This is a genomic window from Paenibacillus sp. FSL K6-1330 (assembly GCF_037976825.1).
Lineage (GTDB): Bacteria > Bacillota > Bacilli > Paenibacillales > Paenibacillaceae > Paenibacillus_AQ.
The window spans coordinates 6,826,361-6,843,066 of sequence record NZ_CP150269.1; the positions used below are offsets into that span (position 1 = coordinate 6,826,361).

Annotated in this window: 13 protein-coding genes; 1 reads left to right on the forward strand and 12 read right to left on the reverse strand. The window is 43.2% G+C overall.

Annotation, left to right across the window (positions count from 1 at the left end; genetic code table 11):
• Nucleotides 1–6: 6 nt before the first annotated feature.
• Both argC and NYE54_RS31165 read right to left on the reverse strand, forming a co-directional pair.
• The gene (gene argC / locus NYE54_RS31160) at nt 7–1,062 is read right to left on the reverse strand and encodes an N-acetyl-gamma-glutamyl-phosphate reductase (RefSeq protein ID WP_339268439.1); all 1,056 of its coding nucleotides are present in this window, start codon (nt 1,060–1,062) and stop codon (nt 7–9) included.
• Nucleotides 1,063–1,459: 397 nt separating this feature from the next.
• The gene (locus tag NYE54_RS31165) at nt 1,460–2,029 is read right to left on the reverse strand and encodes a GNAT family protein (RefSeq protein WP_339268441.1); all 570 of its coding nucleotides are present in this window, start codon (nt 2,027–2,029) and stop codon (nt 1,460–1,462) included.
• Nucleotides 2,030–2,180: 151 nt separating this feature from the next.
• On the opposite strand from NYE54_RS31165, the gene NYE54_RS31170 reads away from it, so the two are divergent.
• Entirely contained in the window at nt 2,181–2,723 is a 543-nt protein-coding gene (locus NYE54_RS31170; protein ID WP_339268442.1) for a hypothetical protein, read from the forward strand.
• Nucleotides 2,724–2,821: 98 nt separating this feature from the next.
• Here NYE54_RS31170 and NYE54_RS31175 read toward each other — a convergent pair whose 3' ends face one another.
• The 10 genes from NYE54_RS31175 to fliB form a co-directional block, all read right to left on the reverse strand.
• The gene (locus NYE54_RS31175) at nt 2,822–3,727 is read right to left on the reverse strand and encodes a YitT family protein (protein WP_076324026.1); all 906 of its coding nucleotides are present in this window, start codon (nt 3,725–3,727) and stop codon (nt 2,822–2,824) included.
• Between the two features lie 26 nt (nt 3,728–3,753).
• A protein-coding gene (prfB, locus tag NYE54_RS31180) for a peptide chain release factor 2 (protein WP_098749186.1) occupies nt 3,754–4,867 on the reverse strand; the annotation gives its coding sequence in 2 pieces (ribosomal slippage) (nt 3,754–4,794 and nt 4,796–4,867; 1,113 coding nt in all).
• 385 nt (nt 4,868–5,252) lie between these two features.
• The gene (gene secA / locus NYE54_RS31185) at nt 5,253–7,766 is read right to left on the reverse strand and encodes a preprotein translocase subunit SecA (protein ID WP_076324024.1); all 2,514 of its coding nucleotides are present in this window, start codon (nt 7,764–7,766) and stop codon (nt 5,253–5,255) included.
• A 713-nt stretch (nt 7,767–8,479) separates the two neighbouring features.
• Nucleotides 8,480–9,046 carry a ribosome-associated translation inhibitor RaiA gene (gene raiA / locus NYE54_RS31190; RefSeq protein ID WP_076324023.1) on the reverse strand — a complete coding sequence of 189 codons (567 nt, stop codon included), beginning with the start codon at nt 9,044–9,046 and terminating at the stop codon, nt 8,480–8,482.
• A gap of 197 nt (nt 9,047–9,243) precedes the next feature.
• The gene (locus NYE54_RS31195) at nt 9,244–9,441 is read right to left on the reverse strand and encodes a cold shock domain-containing protein (RefSeq protein ID WP_009594275.1); all 198 of its coding nucleotides are present in this window, start codon (nt 9,439–9,441) and stop codon (nt 9,244–9,246) included.
• A gap of 404 nt (nt 9,442–9,845) precedes the next feature.
• Entirely contained in the window at nt 9,846–10,628 is a 783-nt protein-coding gene (locus NYE54_RS31200; RefSeq protein WP_339268446.1) for an FkbM family methyltransferase, read from the reverse strand.
• A gap of 29 nt (nt 10,629–10,657) precedes the next feature.
• The gene (locus NYE54_RS31205; RefSeq protein WP_339268448.1) at nt 10,658–12,388 is read right to left on the reverse strand and encodes a glycosyltransferase family 4 protein; all 1,731 of its coding nucleotides are present in this window, start codon (nt 12,386–12,388) and stop codon (nt 10,658–10,660) included.
• Between the two features lie 10 nt (nt 12,389–12,398).
• A complete protein-coding gene (locus tag NYE54_RS31210) occupies nt 12,399–14,279 on the reverse strand; it encodes a glycosyltransferase (protein WP_339268450.1) in 1,881 nt (626 codons plus the stop codon).
• Between the two features lie 11 nt (nt 14,280–14,290).
• Nucleotides 14,291–15,400, reverse strand: coding sequence for a glycosyltransferase family 2 protein (locus NYE54_RS31215; RefSeq protein WP_339268452.1), 1,110 nt, complete (start codon nt 15,398–15,400; stop codon nt 14,291–14,293).
• 14 nt (nt 15,401–15,414) lie between these two features.
• On the reverse strand, nt 15,415–16,641 hold the full coding sequence (gene fliB / locus NYE54_RS31220) for a flagellin lysine-N-methylase (protein WP_339268454.1): 1,227 nt from the start codon (nt 16,639–16,641) through the stop codon (nt 15,415–15,417).
• Between the last annotated feature and the right edge of the window lie 65 nt (nt 16,642–16,706).

Below are 16,706 nucleotides of genomic sequence, written 5' to 3' on the forward strand. Positions count from 1 at the left end.
AGCCGCTTACGGATAAATCGGCGTAAACGTAAGTCCGAGGCTCTCCTCCCATCCCATCATCAAATTCAGGTTTTGGATCGCCTGCCCGGCCGCACCCTTCACCACGTTGTCAATGACCGATATAATGGTCACTCTGTTCGTACGCGCATCCACCGCAAATCCGATATCACAGAAGTTCGACCCGGTGACTTCTTTTGTCGCAGGCCATACGCCCAAGTCACGGATTCTCACAAACTGGCGGTCCTTGAAATACTGGCGATACAGCTCAATGATATCCTCTTCCGTATAAGGGCCATTCAGCGTGGCATACATGGTGGTCATGATTCCCCGCGTCATCGGGACCAGATGGGTCGTAAAGGTAACGGTGATCGGTTCGCCCGCAACCTGAGTCAATACCTGCTCAACCTCGGGAATATGCTGATGCTTATTCACCTTATAAGCTTTAAAGTTCTCGTTGATCTCGGCATAATGCGTCATCAAACTCGTTCCCCGGCCTGCACCGGACACGCCGGATTTGGCATCGATAATAAGGGAAGAGGCATCAATCCATCCCGCACTAATTGCCGGAATCAGCCCGAGCAGCGTTGCTGTCGGATAACAGCCCGGATTGGAGATGAAATCCACATCGCGGACCTCTTCGCCAAACACTTCGCATAGGCCATATACAGCCTTCTCCAAAAGTTCCGCACTCGGAGCCGTGTGCTTATACCACTGTTCATACACTGCTCCGTCCTTCAAGCGAAAATCTCCCGAGAGATCAATGACCTTCAGGCCCGCATCCAGCAGCTCTGGCACCAGCTTGGCACTAACGCCCGAAGGTGTGGCCGCGAACACCAAGTCCGCCACCTCCGCGATTTCCGCTGGATTAACACCATCCAGGTTCCGGGTCATGATATTCGTCAAATGTGGAAAACCATCCGATATCGGTACGCCTGCAGTTGATGAAGAGATTACCGATGTAATCTCAACGCGCGGGTGTGCTTGCAGCAACCGGATCAGTTCCACGCCACCGTAACCGGTAGATCCAACAATAGCAACTTTTACTGTGTTTGTGTCCGTCATTTATCCTCATCCCTCTCCCCAAGGAACAGCCAAAGGACCTTATGCAAGGTCCCATTCATCCATTCCCTTCATCTCTACGTCATGCCCATCCGTTTCCATCCTCCGATCGATTCACATTGTCCCCTGAGCTCTGCCCTTGACGTGGTAAGCCATAAAAATCAGGTGACTGACTGCTGATGCTCTTGATATGGTTTTCCATCGTGAAGCAGTCAGGCTAGTGATGATCTTGTTCGGAAGTCTTCTGTCTCCTGCATTAAAACGACGCTTTTGTCATAGGTATTCATTGACTTTATCCGTCTCATAAATATGTATTATTATACGACTGTATTCATATAAATACAATGGATTATTCAAATTTGGTCCCCATTTACAAATGAATACCAATCGCCTTCAATGTCTAAAGAGTCGATTCATATTCCTCTTTTAGAATGGAATACAATTTGAGGTCCCAATGCTGACCCTTGATCTTGATCCCCTTCCTCAACGTCCCCTCATAGGACATGCCGATCTTCTCCATGACACGCTGAGAGCCGATGTTCCCTTCTATGCAACGAGCTTGGATGCGTACAAGATCCATTTCGCCAAATCCGAGTTTCAGTAACGCGGAGGCTGCTTCCGTCATAAGACCTTGTCCCCAACAATCCCGCGCGAGTACGTAACCGATCTCGGCACTCTGCTGTTCGGGCTTCCACCACACAAAATCCACCGTCCCCACCAAACGCCCGCTCTCCTTCAGCTCGATCCCCCAAGGGGCAATATCATGCTTGGCATACTGGACTAGTATAAACTGGATGAATTTCTTACTGTCATCGATCGAGCGATGGGTTTCCCATGTTACGTACTTGGCAACCTCATCATCAGAGGCATAGGCATACATCTGATCCGCATCCTGCATCGATATTCTGCGAAGCCGCAGGCGCTCGGTTTCCAACACCGGCAAATTAGCAAAGATCTGTTCGATTTCCATTCGTAAGTCCCCCTTACTTGTTCTATAAACTAAGACTTCACGCCCCCTATTACTATTAACCTAATAAATATGACTATCGACCTAAACTGTGCTTTGATATAATCCACTTTAGGAAATATGTTCCTACAACTTAGATTCCTGGAGGTAAACAATGATATTCAAAAGAACAACAGCCCTCTTATGTCTTCTCTTACTGATTAACCTAACGTGGCAGGCCCCTCTACCAGGTTTCGCTGCCGATACGTCCACCAAAGCAACAACCAATCCGGCGCACTCGTTAATCCTTAACAAAAACACGGCGACTTATTTAAAAAAGGGAGTCATTCCAGGCTTTGGTGGCATTAAATTCGATATGACCAAGAAACAGATTGCCTCCAAATTGGGAAAACCTGTGAGTTCATTCTACCACTACGGCGGTGAGTTTTGGATATTCAAAAACATTTCATATGCCGGATTTAATTTCGAGAACCCCTATACAGGCTCTAACGGCATGTGGTGTTTGTTAATAGGCAAAGAGGCATTCCCGAATAAAACCTTTGCGGACGTCAAAAAACATTTGGGCAGCGCCTACGAAATGTATTACAACGACATGGAAGAGGAATACGAGATGGTTTATACCTTCGACAAGGTTCGTATCTCCTTCATGGCGGAAACACCAAAGGCTGAAATTACGCTTGTGCAAATTAGCCGGTAATGATTACATCATATAAAAAAAGAAGTAACACATGTTCAGATAGCAAATCTGACCGACGTGTTACTTCTTTTTTTAGAGTATGCTGACGAGCCCTGATGTTACGCCTTAATATTGCGGAAGCCTTCACCCAATACCTCATGGGCATTGCTAATGATGACAAACGCATTCGGGTCCACCGATTGCACCACCGTTTTCAGACGGGGAATTTCACTTTGTCCGACTACGACCATCAGAACTGTCCGGTGTTCACCCGTATAGCCTCCCTCTGCGGTCAGCTTGGTTAGTCCACGGTCAAGATCCTCGAGAATGGCCTTCGTTATCGGCTCCGTATGATCGGATATAATGTAAGCCACCTTCGTGAAGCTAAAGCCCAGCTCAATGGCATCAATCACTTTGCCTGTCACGTACAGTCCAATGAGAGCATACAATGCCTGCTCCAGTGACAGCACGAGGGCTGCCGAGGAGATCACAATCGCATCCAAGAGCACGACGCAGACGGAAAAGCTGAGGCCGCTGTATTTTTGCAAAAGCTGAGCCACGATGGTCAATCCACCAGTTGAACCCCTGCCGCGATAGACCAGCCCCATGCCGATACCGACGCCGATCCCGCCATAGATGGAAGCCAAGAGCGGATTGGAGGTTGGAATCGGCCAGTCCTTGGTCAAAAAGACGAACAACGGCAAAATCACGCTTCCCAGCAAGGAACGGATGCCGTAATCGCGTCCAAGGAGCCAGAAGCCAAGCACAAACAAGGGGATATTCAGCGCCCACTGCGTAAATGCCGGTTCAATGCCGAGCCATGCTTGCGCAAGAACGGACAATCCGGACACACCGCCAGAGGCGATGTGGTTGGGCAGGAAAAACAGGTTAAATGACAGCGCCATAATAAAGGAGCCGATGATGATAAAAACGGTGTCCACCGTCTGTCGAAGGGGACCGTTGATCGGAATCAGGGGTTCTCTTTTTCTTTTGTTAATCGATGGATTACCAGCGGATTGCGCCATAGCTCTTCAAATCTCTCCTCAACGTCCTACTCGACTTCCAGCTTGATCTGACTGCGCAAATATCCATCGATAAAAGCATCCAGATCCCCGTCCATGACGGCTCCTATATTACCGGTCTCCACCTGTGTACGATGGTCTTTCACCATGCTGTACGGATGGAATACATACGAACGGATCTGGCTGCCCCATGCGATGTCGGACTGCTCGCCGCGAATTTCCGCCAATTCCCTCTGCTGCTCTTCGATCTTGCGCTCATAGAGCTTGGAACGAAGCATGGTCATCGCACGCTCACGGTTCTTGATCTGGGACCGCTCATTCTGACAGGTTACAACCACTCCTGTTGGCAAGTGAGTGATCCGTACGGCCGAGTCCGTCGTATTGATATGCTGACCACCGGCACCGCTCGCACGGTAAGTATCAATCTTCAGGTCCTCCGTGCGGATGTCCAGTTCAATCTCATCGTTAATCTCAGGAACGACGTCACAGGACACAAATGAGGTATGGCGACGGCCGGAAGAATCGAACGGGGAGATGCGAACCAGGCGATGCACCCCTTTTTCGGCCTTCAAATACCCATAAGCATTGTAGCCCTTAATGAGCAGTGTCACGCTCTTAATTCCCGCTTCATCCCCGGGCAGGTAATCCAGTGTCTCCACCTTGAAGCCGCGTTTCTCCGCCCAACGCGTATACATGCGATGCAGCATTTGGCCCCAGTCCTGAGACTCGGTTCCCCCCGCGCCCGGATGCAGCTCAAGGATGGCATTCATTTTATCGTAAGGCTGGTTCAACAGCAGTTGGAGTTCAAACTCTTCTACACGCCCAACCAGGTCCTTGATCGTTTCTCCAATTTCTCCTGCAAGGGAGTCATCGCCTTCTTCATCCGCCAGCTCGATCATCACGACGGCATCATCGTAATCCACCTGCAGCTTCTGATAGTGATCCACCGATGACTTCACGGCATTCATCTCGGTAATAAGCGCCTGAGCCTTCTCATTGTCATCCCAGAAATCCGGGGCTGCCATCTTCTCCTCAAAGTTCTCAATCATCTCCTGCTTTAAACTTAAGTCAAAGAGACCCCCTAAGATTGGTTAGTTTCTTGCTAATTTCACGCAGGTCCTGCTTCACACTTGGATCGATCATGAGTCCTCGTCCTTTCTTATCTACATGTAATAATTTCAGTATACCCTCTCCTGCATGGAAAACGTTCCATTTAAGAGAAAATCCACATCACATCGCTTCACAAAATATTTCGCTGTTTATTCAGATAAACTCCCTTAAACGCAGCAGTGATTTCGGATCACGGTGGAATAGTCCACAGTCACCCGGTTCATCTGCCGCTCTTAAGGGAGTTGAAAAGTTCGCGCCCATAACCTGGACGGGCTATATAAGGATGATCGAAGTTTACAATAATGCTGATCAATTTCAATCATCGCAAGAAAAATATCCTCTAAACGCGGTCTTGCTTCTGTGAAAGCACACATCGATGGACATTTTTCTTATATTCATCACCACTTGGCTAGATTGCTTAAGCGTTCTGTCCATGGCAGTGCTTATACTTCTTGCCGCTGCCGCAAGGACATGCATCATTCCGGCCGATCTGTTCAGCCACCTGGACCGGGCGCTTCTCCGCAGGTTCGCTGCTGCTGTTCGTGGAGACTTTATTTTCGTCCACAACGGCTTGACGCTCCTGGTTTGTCGCGATTTGGGCCTTCATGATGTACGTCGCCACTTCTTCTTGGATTGTTGCAATCATGGCATTAAACATCTCGAAGCCTTCGAATTGGTATTCGCGAAGCGGATCGGTACCGCCGTATGCACGGAGGTGGATACCTTGACGCAACTGGTCCATCGCATCGATATGATCCATCCACTTGCTGTCCACCGAACGCAGCACGATAACTTTTTCGAACTCGCGTACCATTTCTTCGCCGATGGCTTGCTCACGCTCTTCGTACTTCTTCATCACGCGCTCGAAGATATACTCGGTAATCTCTTCGGCTTCTTTGCCCCACAGATCTTCGCGAGTGACGGAACCTTCGTCCAGCAGCTTGCTGTTGACGTAGTCTGCCACTTCTTGCAGTTCCCAGTTCTCCGGAATATCATCGCTGCAGTGAGCCTGCACAACACGATCAATGACCGGCTTAATCATCTCTACAACGATTTGCTTAATGTCTTGGGACTCCAAGATCTCGCGGCGCTGTTTGTAGATGATCTCACGCTGTTGGTTCATGACGTCATCATATTGCAGAACGACTTTACGCATGTCGAAGTTGTTGCCTTCTACCCGCTTCTGCGCGGATTCAACCGCACGGGTAATCATTTTGCTCTCGATCGGCTGATCTTCTTCAAAACCAAGACGATCCATCATATTCAGCACGTTGTCTGTACCAAAACGTTTCATCAGCTCATCACCGAGGGACAGGTAGAACTGAGTTGACCCCGGGTCACCCTGACGACCGGCACGACCACGCAACTGGTTATCGATCCGGCGCGATTCGTGACGTTCTGTACCGATAATGTGAAGTCCGCCAATATCCTGTACGCCTTCACCAAGCAAAATATCCGTACCGCGTCCCGCCATATTCGTCGCGATCGTTACCGATCCCGGCTGACCGGCGCGTGAGATGATTTCCGCTTCCTCCGCATGGTACTTCGCATTCAGAACTTTATGCTGGACGCCTTTGCGCTTCAGCAGCTCCGATAAACGCTCGGAGTTCTCAATGGAAACTGTACCTACCAGAATTGGTTGGTTCTTTTTGTGACGTTCTACGATCTCCGCTACAACCGCCTTAAACTTGCCCTCTTCGCTCTTGTAAACCACATCCGGCATGTCGACACGCTGATTCGGTTTGTTCGTAGGAATTTGCAGCACTTCAAGACCATAAATCTTCTTGAATTCTTCTTCCTCGGTTTTCGCCGTACCAGTCATACCTGCCAGCTTGCGATACATCCGGAAGTAGTTCTGGAAGGTGATCGTTGCAAGGGTCATACTCTCGTTCTGAACCTCGATGCCTTCCTTCGCTTCAATCGCCTGGTGGAGACCGTCGCTATAACGGCGTCCAGCCATCAGACGTCCCGTGAATTCGTCAACGATAACCACTTCGTCGTCGGTAACAACGTAATCCACATCGCGGCGCATGATCACGTTCGCTTTCAGCGCTTGTACAATGTGGTGGTTCAATGTTACGTGGTTATGGTCATACAGGTTGTCGATACCGAAAGAACGCTCCGCTAGTGCCACGCCTTTTTCGGTTAGGGCCACGGATTTGACCTTAATGTCTACCGTATAATCCTCTTCCGCAGTCAGACGCTTCACAAAGCGGTCGGCTGCAAAATACAGCTCGGTCGATTTCTGAGCTTGTCCCGAGATGATGAGCGGCGTACGCGCTTCGTCAACCAGGATGGAGTCCACTTCATCAATGATACAGAAATAGAGCGGACGCTGAACCATCTGCTCTTTGTAGAGGACCATGTTGTCCCGCAGATAGTCAAAGCCGAACTCATTGTTCGTACCATACGTAATATCGCAAGCATACGCCTGCTGTTTATCCGGGTGTTCCATACCGCTCAGGTTAACCCCGACCGTCATTCCCAGGAAATTATATATTTGCGCCATCTCTTGGCTGTCACGCTGCGCCAGATAATCATTGACCGTTACAACGTGAACACCTTTGCCAAGCAGGGCATTTAAGTAAACCGGCAGCGTACCTACAAGGGTCTTACCTTCACCGGTCTTCATCTCTGCAATTCTGCCTTCGTGGAGGGCCATTCCTCCAATCAGCTGCACGTCATAGTGACGCTTGCCAAGTGTCCGTCTGGAAGCTTCACGAACTGTCGCAAACGCTTCAGGAAGCAATTCCTCCAGCGTCTCACCTTTCTCGATTCGTGCACGGAACTCTTCGGTTTTGGCTTGCAGCTGCTCATCGGAGAGCTTCTCAAAATCCGGTTCCAGTTTGTTGATCACATCGACCGTCTTCATGAGACGTTTGACATCACGCTCGTTGGTGTCGCCGAAAATCTTTTTGACAAGTCCTAGCATGGTTAACCCCTTTCGTGCAAAACAAGTGATAGAATCAACTTCATTAAATGCCAAAGGGTTAAATGATGAAATCGATTCATTGATTCCTTATGATGGTCCCATTTGATGCAGGCTAAAAAGCCCGTCCCATAAAATGAGGGTTTGCATAAATTGTAACAGTTTGTAAGGGATGCCGCAACAATATGTGCTATCACAAGAGATGTCTGTTACGTGAAGCCCTACTCTATGAGACGCGGGGAGGCTCAAAAAAGTTGCGTCGAGCATTTACCCAGCTTTAAACAATGGAATTATATTCATTTCACAAACAAAACACCACATCTAAATAAGTGTGAAATATTCATCTCCCATTGTCCAGAAATAACAAAGACTCCGCCCCGGTGATGCTGTTCAATCATGGCTAACCGAACGCGAATCCTCTTATAAAGGAAGTCCTTAAGACGTTATACTGGAGCTGTTTAAGAAACGGCCCTGAAGTCCCCTATAAGTCGTCTCATTAAAATAATGGTTGCACTATTCAGCATACTCTGATGGTTTACCATCAAATACCACCATCTTTACGATGCCTACCGCATCAAAAACGTATATATCCAAATAAAGAGCCCCACCCGCTTACACGGATGAAGGCTCATCTTACATTTCAATTTCATTTCACCATTTTAAAATTCGAATCAGGTCCAGCTACTTCTGCATTCCGCTTGGAATGCCGCTTAAGCTTAATCCCGCTCGATCAATCCGTACTTGCCGTCATCACGCTTGTAAACGACATTTACTTCCTGTGTGTCAATGTTGGAAAATACGAAGAAATTATGGCCTACCATGTTCATCTGCAGGATCGCTTCTTCCACGTCCATCGGCTTCATGGTAAAACGTTTCGTACGGACAACTTCGTAACTGTCATCGTCATACTCGACTTGCTCTGCCTCCATCTGACTGGTTGCCGCTGCTCCGTTCGTCGCAATGAGCGTTTTCAATCCGCCCTCTTGTCTGATCTTACGGTTCAGCTTGGTTTTGTGCTTGCGAATCTGACGTTCCAACTTGTCCACAACAGCGTCAATGGAAGCGTACATATCGTCGCTTCGGTCTTCCGCACGCAGTACCACGCCTGTGAGCGGAATGGTCACTTCCACTGTGTGCAATCCTCGAATGACATTCAGTGTGACATATCCTTCAGAGGTGGGGGGTGCATCAAAATACTTATCTAGCCTGCTGAGCTTCTTGTCAACATAGTCCTTCAAAGCATCGGTCACTTCAATTTGTTGACCTCGGATAGTGAATTGCATTGGGCACTCCTCCTTTGCACCTTCATTATAGCATTTTGTTAAGGCTATGTAAAAAGTCAGAATTGTGAATTTTAGCACAATATTTTTCAGGGAACGGCGCACAGAAAAAGACTCCGGACAAACCGGAGTCTTGGGCTAGCGAATCTCGAATTGTTAACCATCTATACCGTTTATGTAGGTCGGCTGTGCCGGGATGATTATAATTTGATTACGTTAGCTGCTTGCGGGCCACGAGCGCCTTCAACGATCTCGAATTCTACGGATTGTCCTTCTTCCAGAGTCTTGAAGCCCTCGGATTGGATCGCGGAAAAGTGTACAAATACGTCGCCGCCGTCCTCAGTCTCGATGAAGCCATAACCTTTCTCTGCGTTGAACCATTTCACTTTACCTTGCATGCACTAACATTCCCTTCATTGTCAAATAAAGTGTGACACTAATTGTCCACATTTCCGACTATAGCACCCACCTTATCCACTGTCAATTACCAAAGAAAAGGTTTTCTTTTGCAAAAAAACCGGAAAAATGTCGACTTGGCTTCAGGACTGAATTGGCGGGCGAAAATAGTTTGCGGACAAAATAGGTTTATGGTTATTTACCCTATAATAAATGTCATGAACCATGTTCCTTTAGAAAAAAATCTACTTAAATGATACAAATGAACAGATTCTCAAGTAGCCAAAATGAAGCCATACAAAAAACTCTTGGCAACGCCATCTGCATCGCCAAGAGCATAAATTAGTCGTCTTAATGGGCACCCGGATCATAGGGTGGGGTTTCCGGAATACTTGTCCCCGTATCATTAAAATTCTAGCAGTGCAAAAGGGTAAAATTCCGTACTTGAGATTTCCTTTAATGTGGTTGGAACCGGGTTGCCCTCAGCATCAAGAAAAAATAGACGCCCTCCTAACCGATTTAGTAGATCACTGATTAAGAGGAGGAAAGGCTGTACGTCTTCTCCTAACATCGGTCTATTCCATTCGAATGATATTCTTTTTATTTTTTTATTTTCAATCAGTCCCATCATGCCTAAAAAAGCATGGTATTCCCCGCCTTCGATGTCAATCTTTATAAGGTCAATGAATTCTATATCTTGCAACTCTGAATCTAACGATACAGCATTTATTTCAGTTGAGATATAAGTGTCTATCAGGTTTTCATCTTTTGGTTTCTCGTGAATAGAAGAATAACCATGAAATCTTTCGGAAGTAAGAAAGTTTAGTATAGTATTCTTTGAGTATATAGCTTTATTGATTATCTTTGTATTTTCAGTAGTCCAATTCATAGCAAGATTATCTTTTACGTTCAGGACTAATTCAGGATTCGCCTCATAGCCAATTACTTTCCCATTAGCACCTACTAGTTTAGAAGCCAATAATGTAAAATAACCTACATTCGTTCCTACGTCTATCACTGTTTGGCCAGGTTTGACATGATTTAAGAAATACTTAGTTAATGGAACTTCAAACATTCCTGTCAGAACCAAAGTAGGCATAAGACTTAAATCCTTGGAAGAAATAGTTAAGAAAGCATTGTAAGCAAGCTTGACTAGCATTTTATCATTACCTATATAGGTTCCGTTCATAAATATCTCCTTTGTTTTCAATAATTATCTTATAATCGGCCTGCTACATCAAAAAACCATTCTTTCTCATTCATACTATCCCCAACTAATTGAATTGTCTTGAGAACTTCTTGGGCCTGCGTTTCGGATCTATGGATACAGAGTAACAAGTAATACAAATAGTATGCATCAGTGAAACATTCAGACACGTGCAATAGGTCTTGAATTACTTGTAACGCATCATGGTCTCTTTCCAATTCAATCAAACACAGGATAATCCATTTACTACAAACTGGTTTCCATTCGTCGCTTGAATGATTATACTGTCCAATAAAATACTCTAACGCCTCTAAATATTTTTCATCCATTACATGCTGGATTCCAGCCCAAAACACAACTGATTCTGTTAGATATTTCGGGTTATCTATAGGGGTGAAGATTCGGGTTGAACTGTTGTTACTGCCACTTTTTCTTGTTGCAGCAATCTCCCACCTCGCGATCGGGTGATCCTGTATCCAATCATAAACTACTGGAATGTATACCGTATCATCCATCACATGATACAAATTCCTTCTAAATTTAATCTGATCCTCCTTATTTTTAAAGAGTGACTCATCTATTGTAATGTCCCAATCCTCGACCTGATTCAAGCTCTCAATTGAATGCGCTGATACATAGAATAAATATTCCATAAGTATTGATACACTATCTTCCCAGTTGTATTTCTTGGCAGTTATCAGTCCATTTTCCGAGGTTTTTCGGCGTAGTTCCCCATCTTCCAGCAAATTCATTATTCTACAATAAAGGTCGTCTTCGTTACCGATTTCAGCTATGAGAATGTTTTCTCCATCGATACCGTATTCCATTACCCCATCATTATTTGTTGATACAACAGGACAGCCGGTAGCCATCGCTTCAATCACAGGAAGTGAAAAGGATTCAAATTCGGAAGCAGAAACAAACATAATTGCATGCTGGAAAAGCTCTGCTATCTCATTCTGCGGAGGATTTACATACACTCGGTCAGCTGCATCTGCCCAGGAATCGCCAGGATTCTTGGGATTAATCCAATAGAGTTTAACTACTGGATATAACTCTTTTACTCTCTGAACAACATTAATAATTCGGGGTATTCCCTTAAACGTAATATTCTCATTTCCCATTATGAGAATGTATGGTTCATTATATTTGTTAATATTACTCTTGATAATGGTTGTAAAAACATCATGATCTATTGCATTTGGAATGATTACGGAATCTCTTTCAAAATTCTTCTTTAATGAATAAGATGCCTTGTGCGATACCGTCATGATAAATGCGGGAAGTTGCATTTGTGTCTTAACATAGGATTGTACATCTTCGGATAGACGTTCGATATGAAATAAATGCTCATCACCTTGCTCAAAATAAACAACTGGTGCTATCCCTGTCTCGATACATGCTTGTATATGATCCCAATAGGTTGCGACTATAACGTCACATAAGGGAATCCCTTGTGCCAGTTCAATCCCGAAGGGAACTTGCTTGTATTCGGCATAGATTGGATACCAGTCTGGCTTTGGGAAATGCGATACTATACAAACCTCCCATCCTTTTTTCATTAATCTATTAGAATGTTCAAAAATTACTTTTACCCCTCCGCACACACTCACATGGGTCATTACATAAACAATTTTCAAGTTTTCTTTTTCCTGTTGTTTAGGAGTGACCTTTTGAGATTGTGCTAGATACAAACGTTTGTTACGATCAGAATATTCTCTTTGCCTTAGTTTTGAGATCATAAAAGCCCTCCTATAATGATCCTGCCCATTCTGACCTTGGAACCATTTCTTTCATTCGCTTTAAAGCATCCTTCTGAACGTTTTCATCCCCTACTTTTAATGACAATTCGTGAATTTTGTATACAACAGCAAAATCATAAGAACTACTCAGTTTCAGATATTGGTTGTAGTATTGATAAGCATCACCGTACATTTCCATTTGATTGAGAATATCCCCTGCTAATTCGTACACTTTTGCTTTATCAGTCGATTCTTCAGAATCTGTCAGTGCCTGTAATGATAATTCAGTAAACTGAAATTTGTATAGCATCCTGGCTAATTCATAACGAATCATTGTAGCATTAACATGATTCATAAAATACTCTATAACTTCATATTGACGCAACATCAATAAATCGTAAAACAAATCTTCCATCAACGAAACTAATTGAGGACTAACTTCAGCCTCTTGTACACCTTCTCTATTGATAATTTTCAACAGGATCCCTTTATCCTTATTACATATACTGAATTCATGTTTAAATTTATTAAAAAAATAAGTATCTCGAGTTACAACTGCAAGATACAAAATATCTCGATGGGTACCATCAATTACTCTCTTATTTTTTAAAAGGACCTGCTTAGCCCTTTCATATTCTCCTTCAACTTGATAAGTCCATGCTGTCATTGCGTCATTCAAATCCTGTTTGAATGATGCTGAGATTATGGTGAAGGCAGGATTTCTAAGAAGATACAGCACTTGCAATAGAAGGCTCGCTTCTTCTACTGATTCCAAAGTATAAATTGAAGCCAGCTTCTCCAAAGTATCCTTTGGATTTAAGTTTATATATGATTCCAGAAGTATTCTCAGCGATGCTGCATGCATTTTATTCTGGGTGAGGCTTTGAAAAATATGTTCGCGAGCAGATTCATAATTGTTCCATTTCATATACATTTCAGCTAGCTGAGCGTGTGCTAAATATGACCCAACACCTTCCATAGATGAATACAGATGACTGGTAACGTCACCCAACTCCAGACATTTAAGAAATGCAGCCTCTGCATCTTTAAAATATTCAATTTCTGTATATAAAACACCCTGTTCATAATATAAATCCGTATATGTCGGGTGAAGTTGAATGAAATCTCCAAGAATTCGTAGTGATTCATCATATCGCTTCAAACTCATTAACGATTGCGTCAAATACACAATCAGTTTAGGTCCAAAAGACATATTCGGATCAAGTCCGTAGGATGTGCTGTATGCTATAACGGCTTTATCCATTTCACCAATAGATTTATATTGATTCCCCAGATTGAAGTATCCAAAAGCTGTTGGTTTCCGACGTAGCTCTTCTTCAATAATTCTCATGTTTCTGCCATGCTTATTTTTATTTTCAATAATGGATTTTTCGTATCCATCATGAATAATGTATACAGACAAGGCACCCGGAGAAGTCTTCGGAAAGTCTATGAAATTAATCTGTTCATGAATTGCTCCTTGGTAAATAAATCCTTGAAATCTAGAGTACATTCGAATAAATGAATGAGTGTCGACAATACCGTTTCTGATAATATTTCGAATTCTTAAAAAATAATAGTCGGCAGTTAAAGGTTCGAGTAGTAAATGTTTACTCGCAGAATCCAGGTATTCATCAGCATCCAGAGTCAGAATATAGTCACCTGTAGCGAATTGTGCAGCAAAATTTCGTGCATCAGAAAAATCGTCATTCCACTCAAAGCTGAATATTTTTGTAGTATATTGGGAAGCAATTTCAACTGTTCTATCCGTAGATCCAGTGTCTACTATAACGATCTCATCGACGATCCCTTTTACACTCTCGAGACATCTTTCCAATGTTCGCTCTTCATCTTTTACGATCATACATAATGAAATAGTTTGAAATTTCATAGTACAACTCCTTAAGCTTTCACTGTCTTTACCCGTTCCAAACCTTCGACTGCAGGTACAAAACCTGCTTCAGCGCTTTTGGAATAACATTTTTTCGCCTCGGCTTGCTGATTAGTCACCTCATAATAAACACCCAAATTATATAAAGCCCTGTAAGAACCAACGCCTTCTACCGATTCGTAAGATCCATCCGTAATTTCCCCCAGCTGCATACAATATTCAAATACTTCCTTGATTTGAACCAGATCACTAACTTCCTTTCTTTGTATTAAAGAAAGTCCATATAAAAAGTATAGATCCGTATAATTCGGGAAGAAATCGATGGCATCTTGAAGAAGTAAGTCCAAGGAATCAAATTCAGCATTATAAAACAAACAATAACCATATGATAAAAACAACGTAGAAATATATTTAGGGATAGAATGTTCCTTAGATAGCATTCTTAGCGCATCATCAAAATAGAGGACTGCTTCTTTATATTTTTGATCTACAAACAATGTTTGACCAATTTGAAACCTAAAGTACACAGAATCAGGTTCTATCTTCAATTGTTCTTGAAGCAGCATTATATTCCGTTCTATCTTTGATTTATTTTGTATTTTAGCTTTTTGGTATCCATCATGTAATAGTTTTACATTACTATACCTCGTAGTTTCTAGTGCTCTCCCTTGAAAACAGAGTTGTTCATGAATAGCTCCACGATAACGATAGCAGGCATTATTCGGGAAAATCCTTGTGATATTGGAGCTTACAGATTTCTGTTCATTGATAATACTGCTTATAGTCACTGTTGCAGGCACTGTAGGCTTCTTCTTAATAAACTCTCGTAGAGAGCAGATCGATTCTTCGCCCAAAACTTCGTCTGCATCAATCATAAAGACAAAAGGCTGTTTAGCATGCTGAATAGCGAAGTTTCTGGCATCAGAAAAGTTATTTGCCCACTGAAAAGAAAGCAATTTCACCGGATATTTCTGTACTAGATTGACTGTGTCATCAGTTGAGCCCGTGTCTACCACAATAATCTCACGAACAACATTTATTAGAGAAACAATACATCGATCTATGACCTTTTCTTCATCTCTAACAAGAATACAAGCTGATATCGGTAGCAGATCGTTCATAGTCCCCTCCTGATTTACTCCTTTAACAATGTAACAATGTGCGGAAGCGACTCCAGCTTATTTTGACGAAAAAGTTCTGAAATCATATTCATAAAAGAGGCGTTATGCTCAAACACTCGAGTGTAAGATTGGATTATCTTAATAACTATTTCAGAAGATAATCCTTTATAAAACCCTGATACACCTACCAAATGAATTCTTAAGAGAGAATATAAAATGGACATCCTTGCAAATTGGGTAAATATATTTCCCTTAACATTGGGGAACAGAGTTTCATAAACATAATTAACTAAATAATTTTCTAAAATATATCCTTGTTGCATCATGAACGGAGTGTAATAACTTTTGTGATTCAATTCATAAGATTTAACCAAATCATTTAATTCAATCATTTCTCCCTGAATATTCAAACCTTGTAGCATTTCATGATAGCATTCCATGTATCTTGGAATTTCTCCACCTACCGCATTACGTTTTTCAATAATCTCAATGATAAGCTTTAATTGTAATTCATGATTAACTTGAATCCGTGAAAGACTGGATGTAAATGATTCATCCTGCATTTTGTTTTTATACGCTTTAATTATTGAGGGGATATCATCGTAATCATTTCGATCTATTGCCTGCTGAACTTTATCGATAATTAGACCAAGTAGAATCATACGATCATTTAAATGCAGATTTCTATTTTGCAATATTTCAATAGCAAACATTCGTAAATCCCAAAACAAATATTCCCCATTGGCAGATTCAGATGTATTCATCCACCCCATCTGTCCCCAATTGTTTTTAAATGCTATATTTGTATACTCAAAATCAATACCCTCGGAATTCAAGAGAGCCAGCCTAGCAATCTCCGGGCAAGAGAGCTTTGCAGACATTTCCAATGAATCTCCTACCTTGTTAATGACTCTAGGATAAGTACTGCAAGTTCTAGAAAGCATCTCCTCGCCCACTGAGGCTTGAATTGCACACAATCCACTTTCCTCCAGCATTGGGCAACGACCTTTTTCGCCCATAACGAAACTAGCGTAATAATTATCTCCTGCCTCAACATCTTTATTTCGCTTCATAGAATTCTTTAATTTTGCAGTAAGTACAGGTTCCTTTATATTCTTATATTTCTTGTATGTGTCCTTATCTAAAGTAACCTTCCATCCAACGCAACAGCTATCTTCACAAGCAGACCCGATACAATTAAAAGTTTTCATATAGGTTGGGATAAGAACTTCATGCTGCAAGAATATCACCCCTGTGTAAAATAAAATAATTAGAAAAGGGGGCCACATATGGCCCCCCAAGAAGC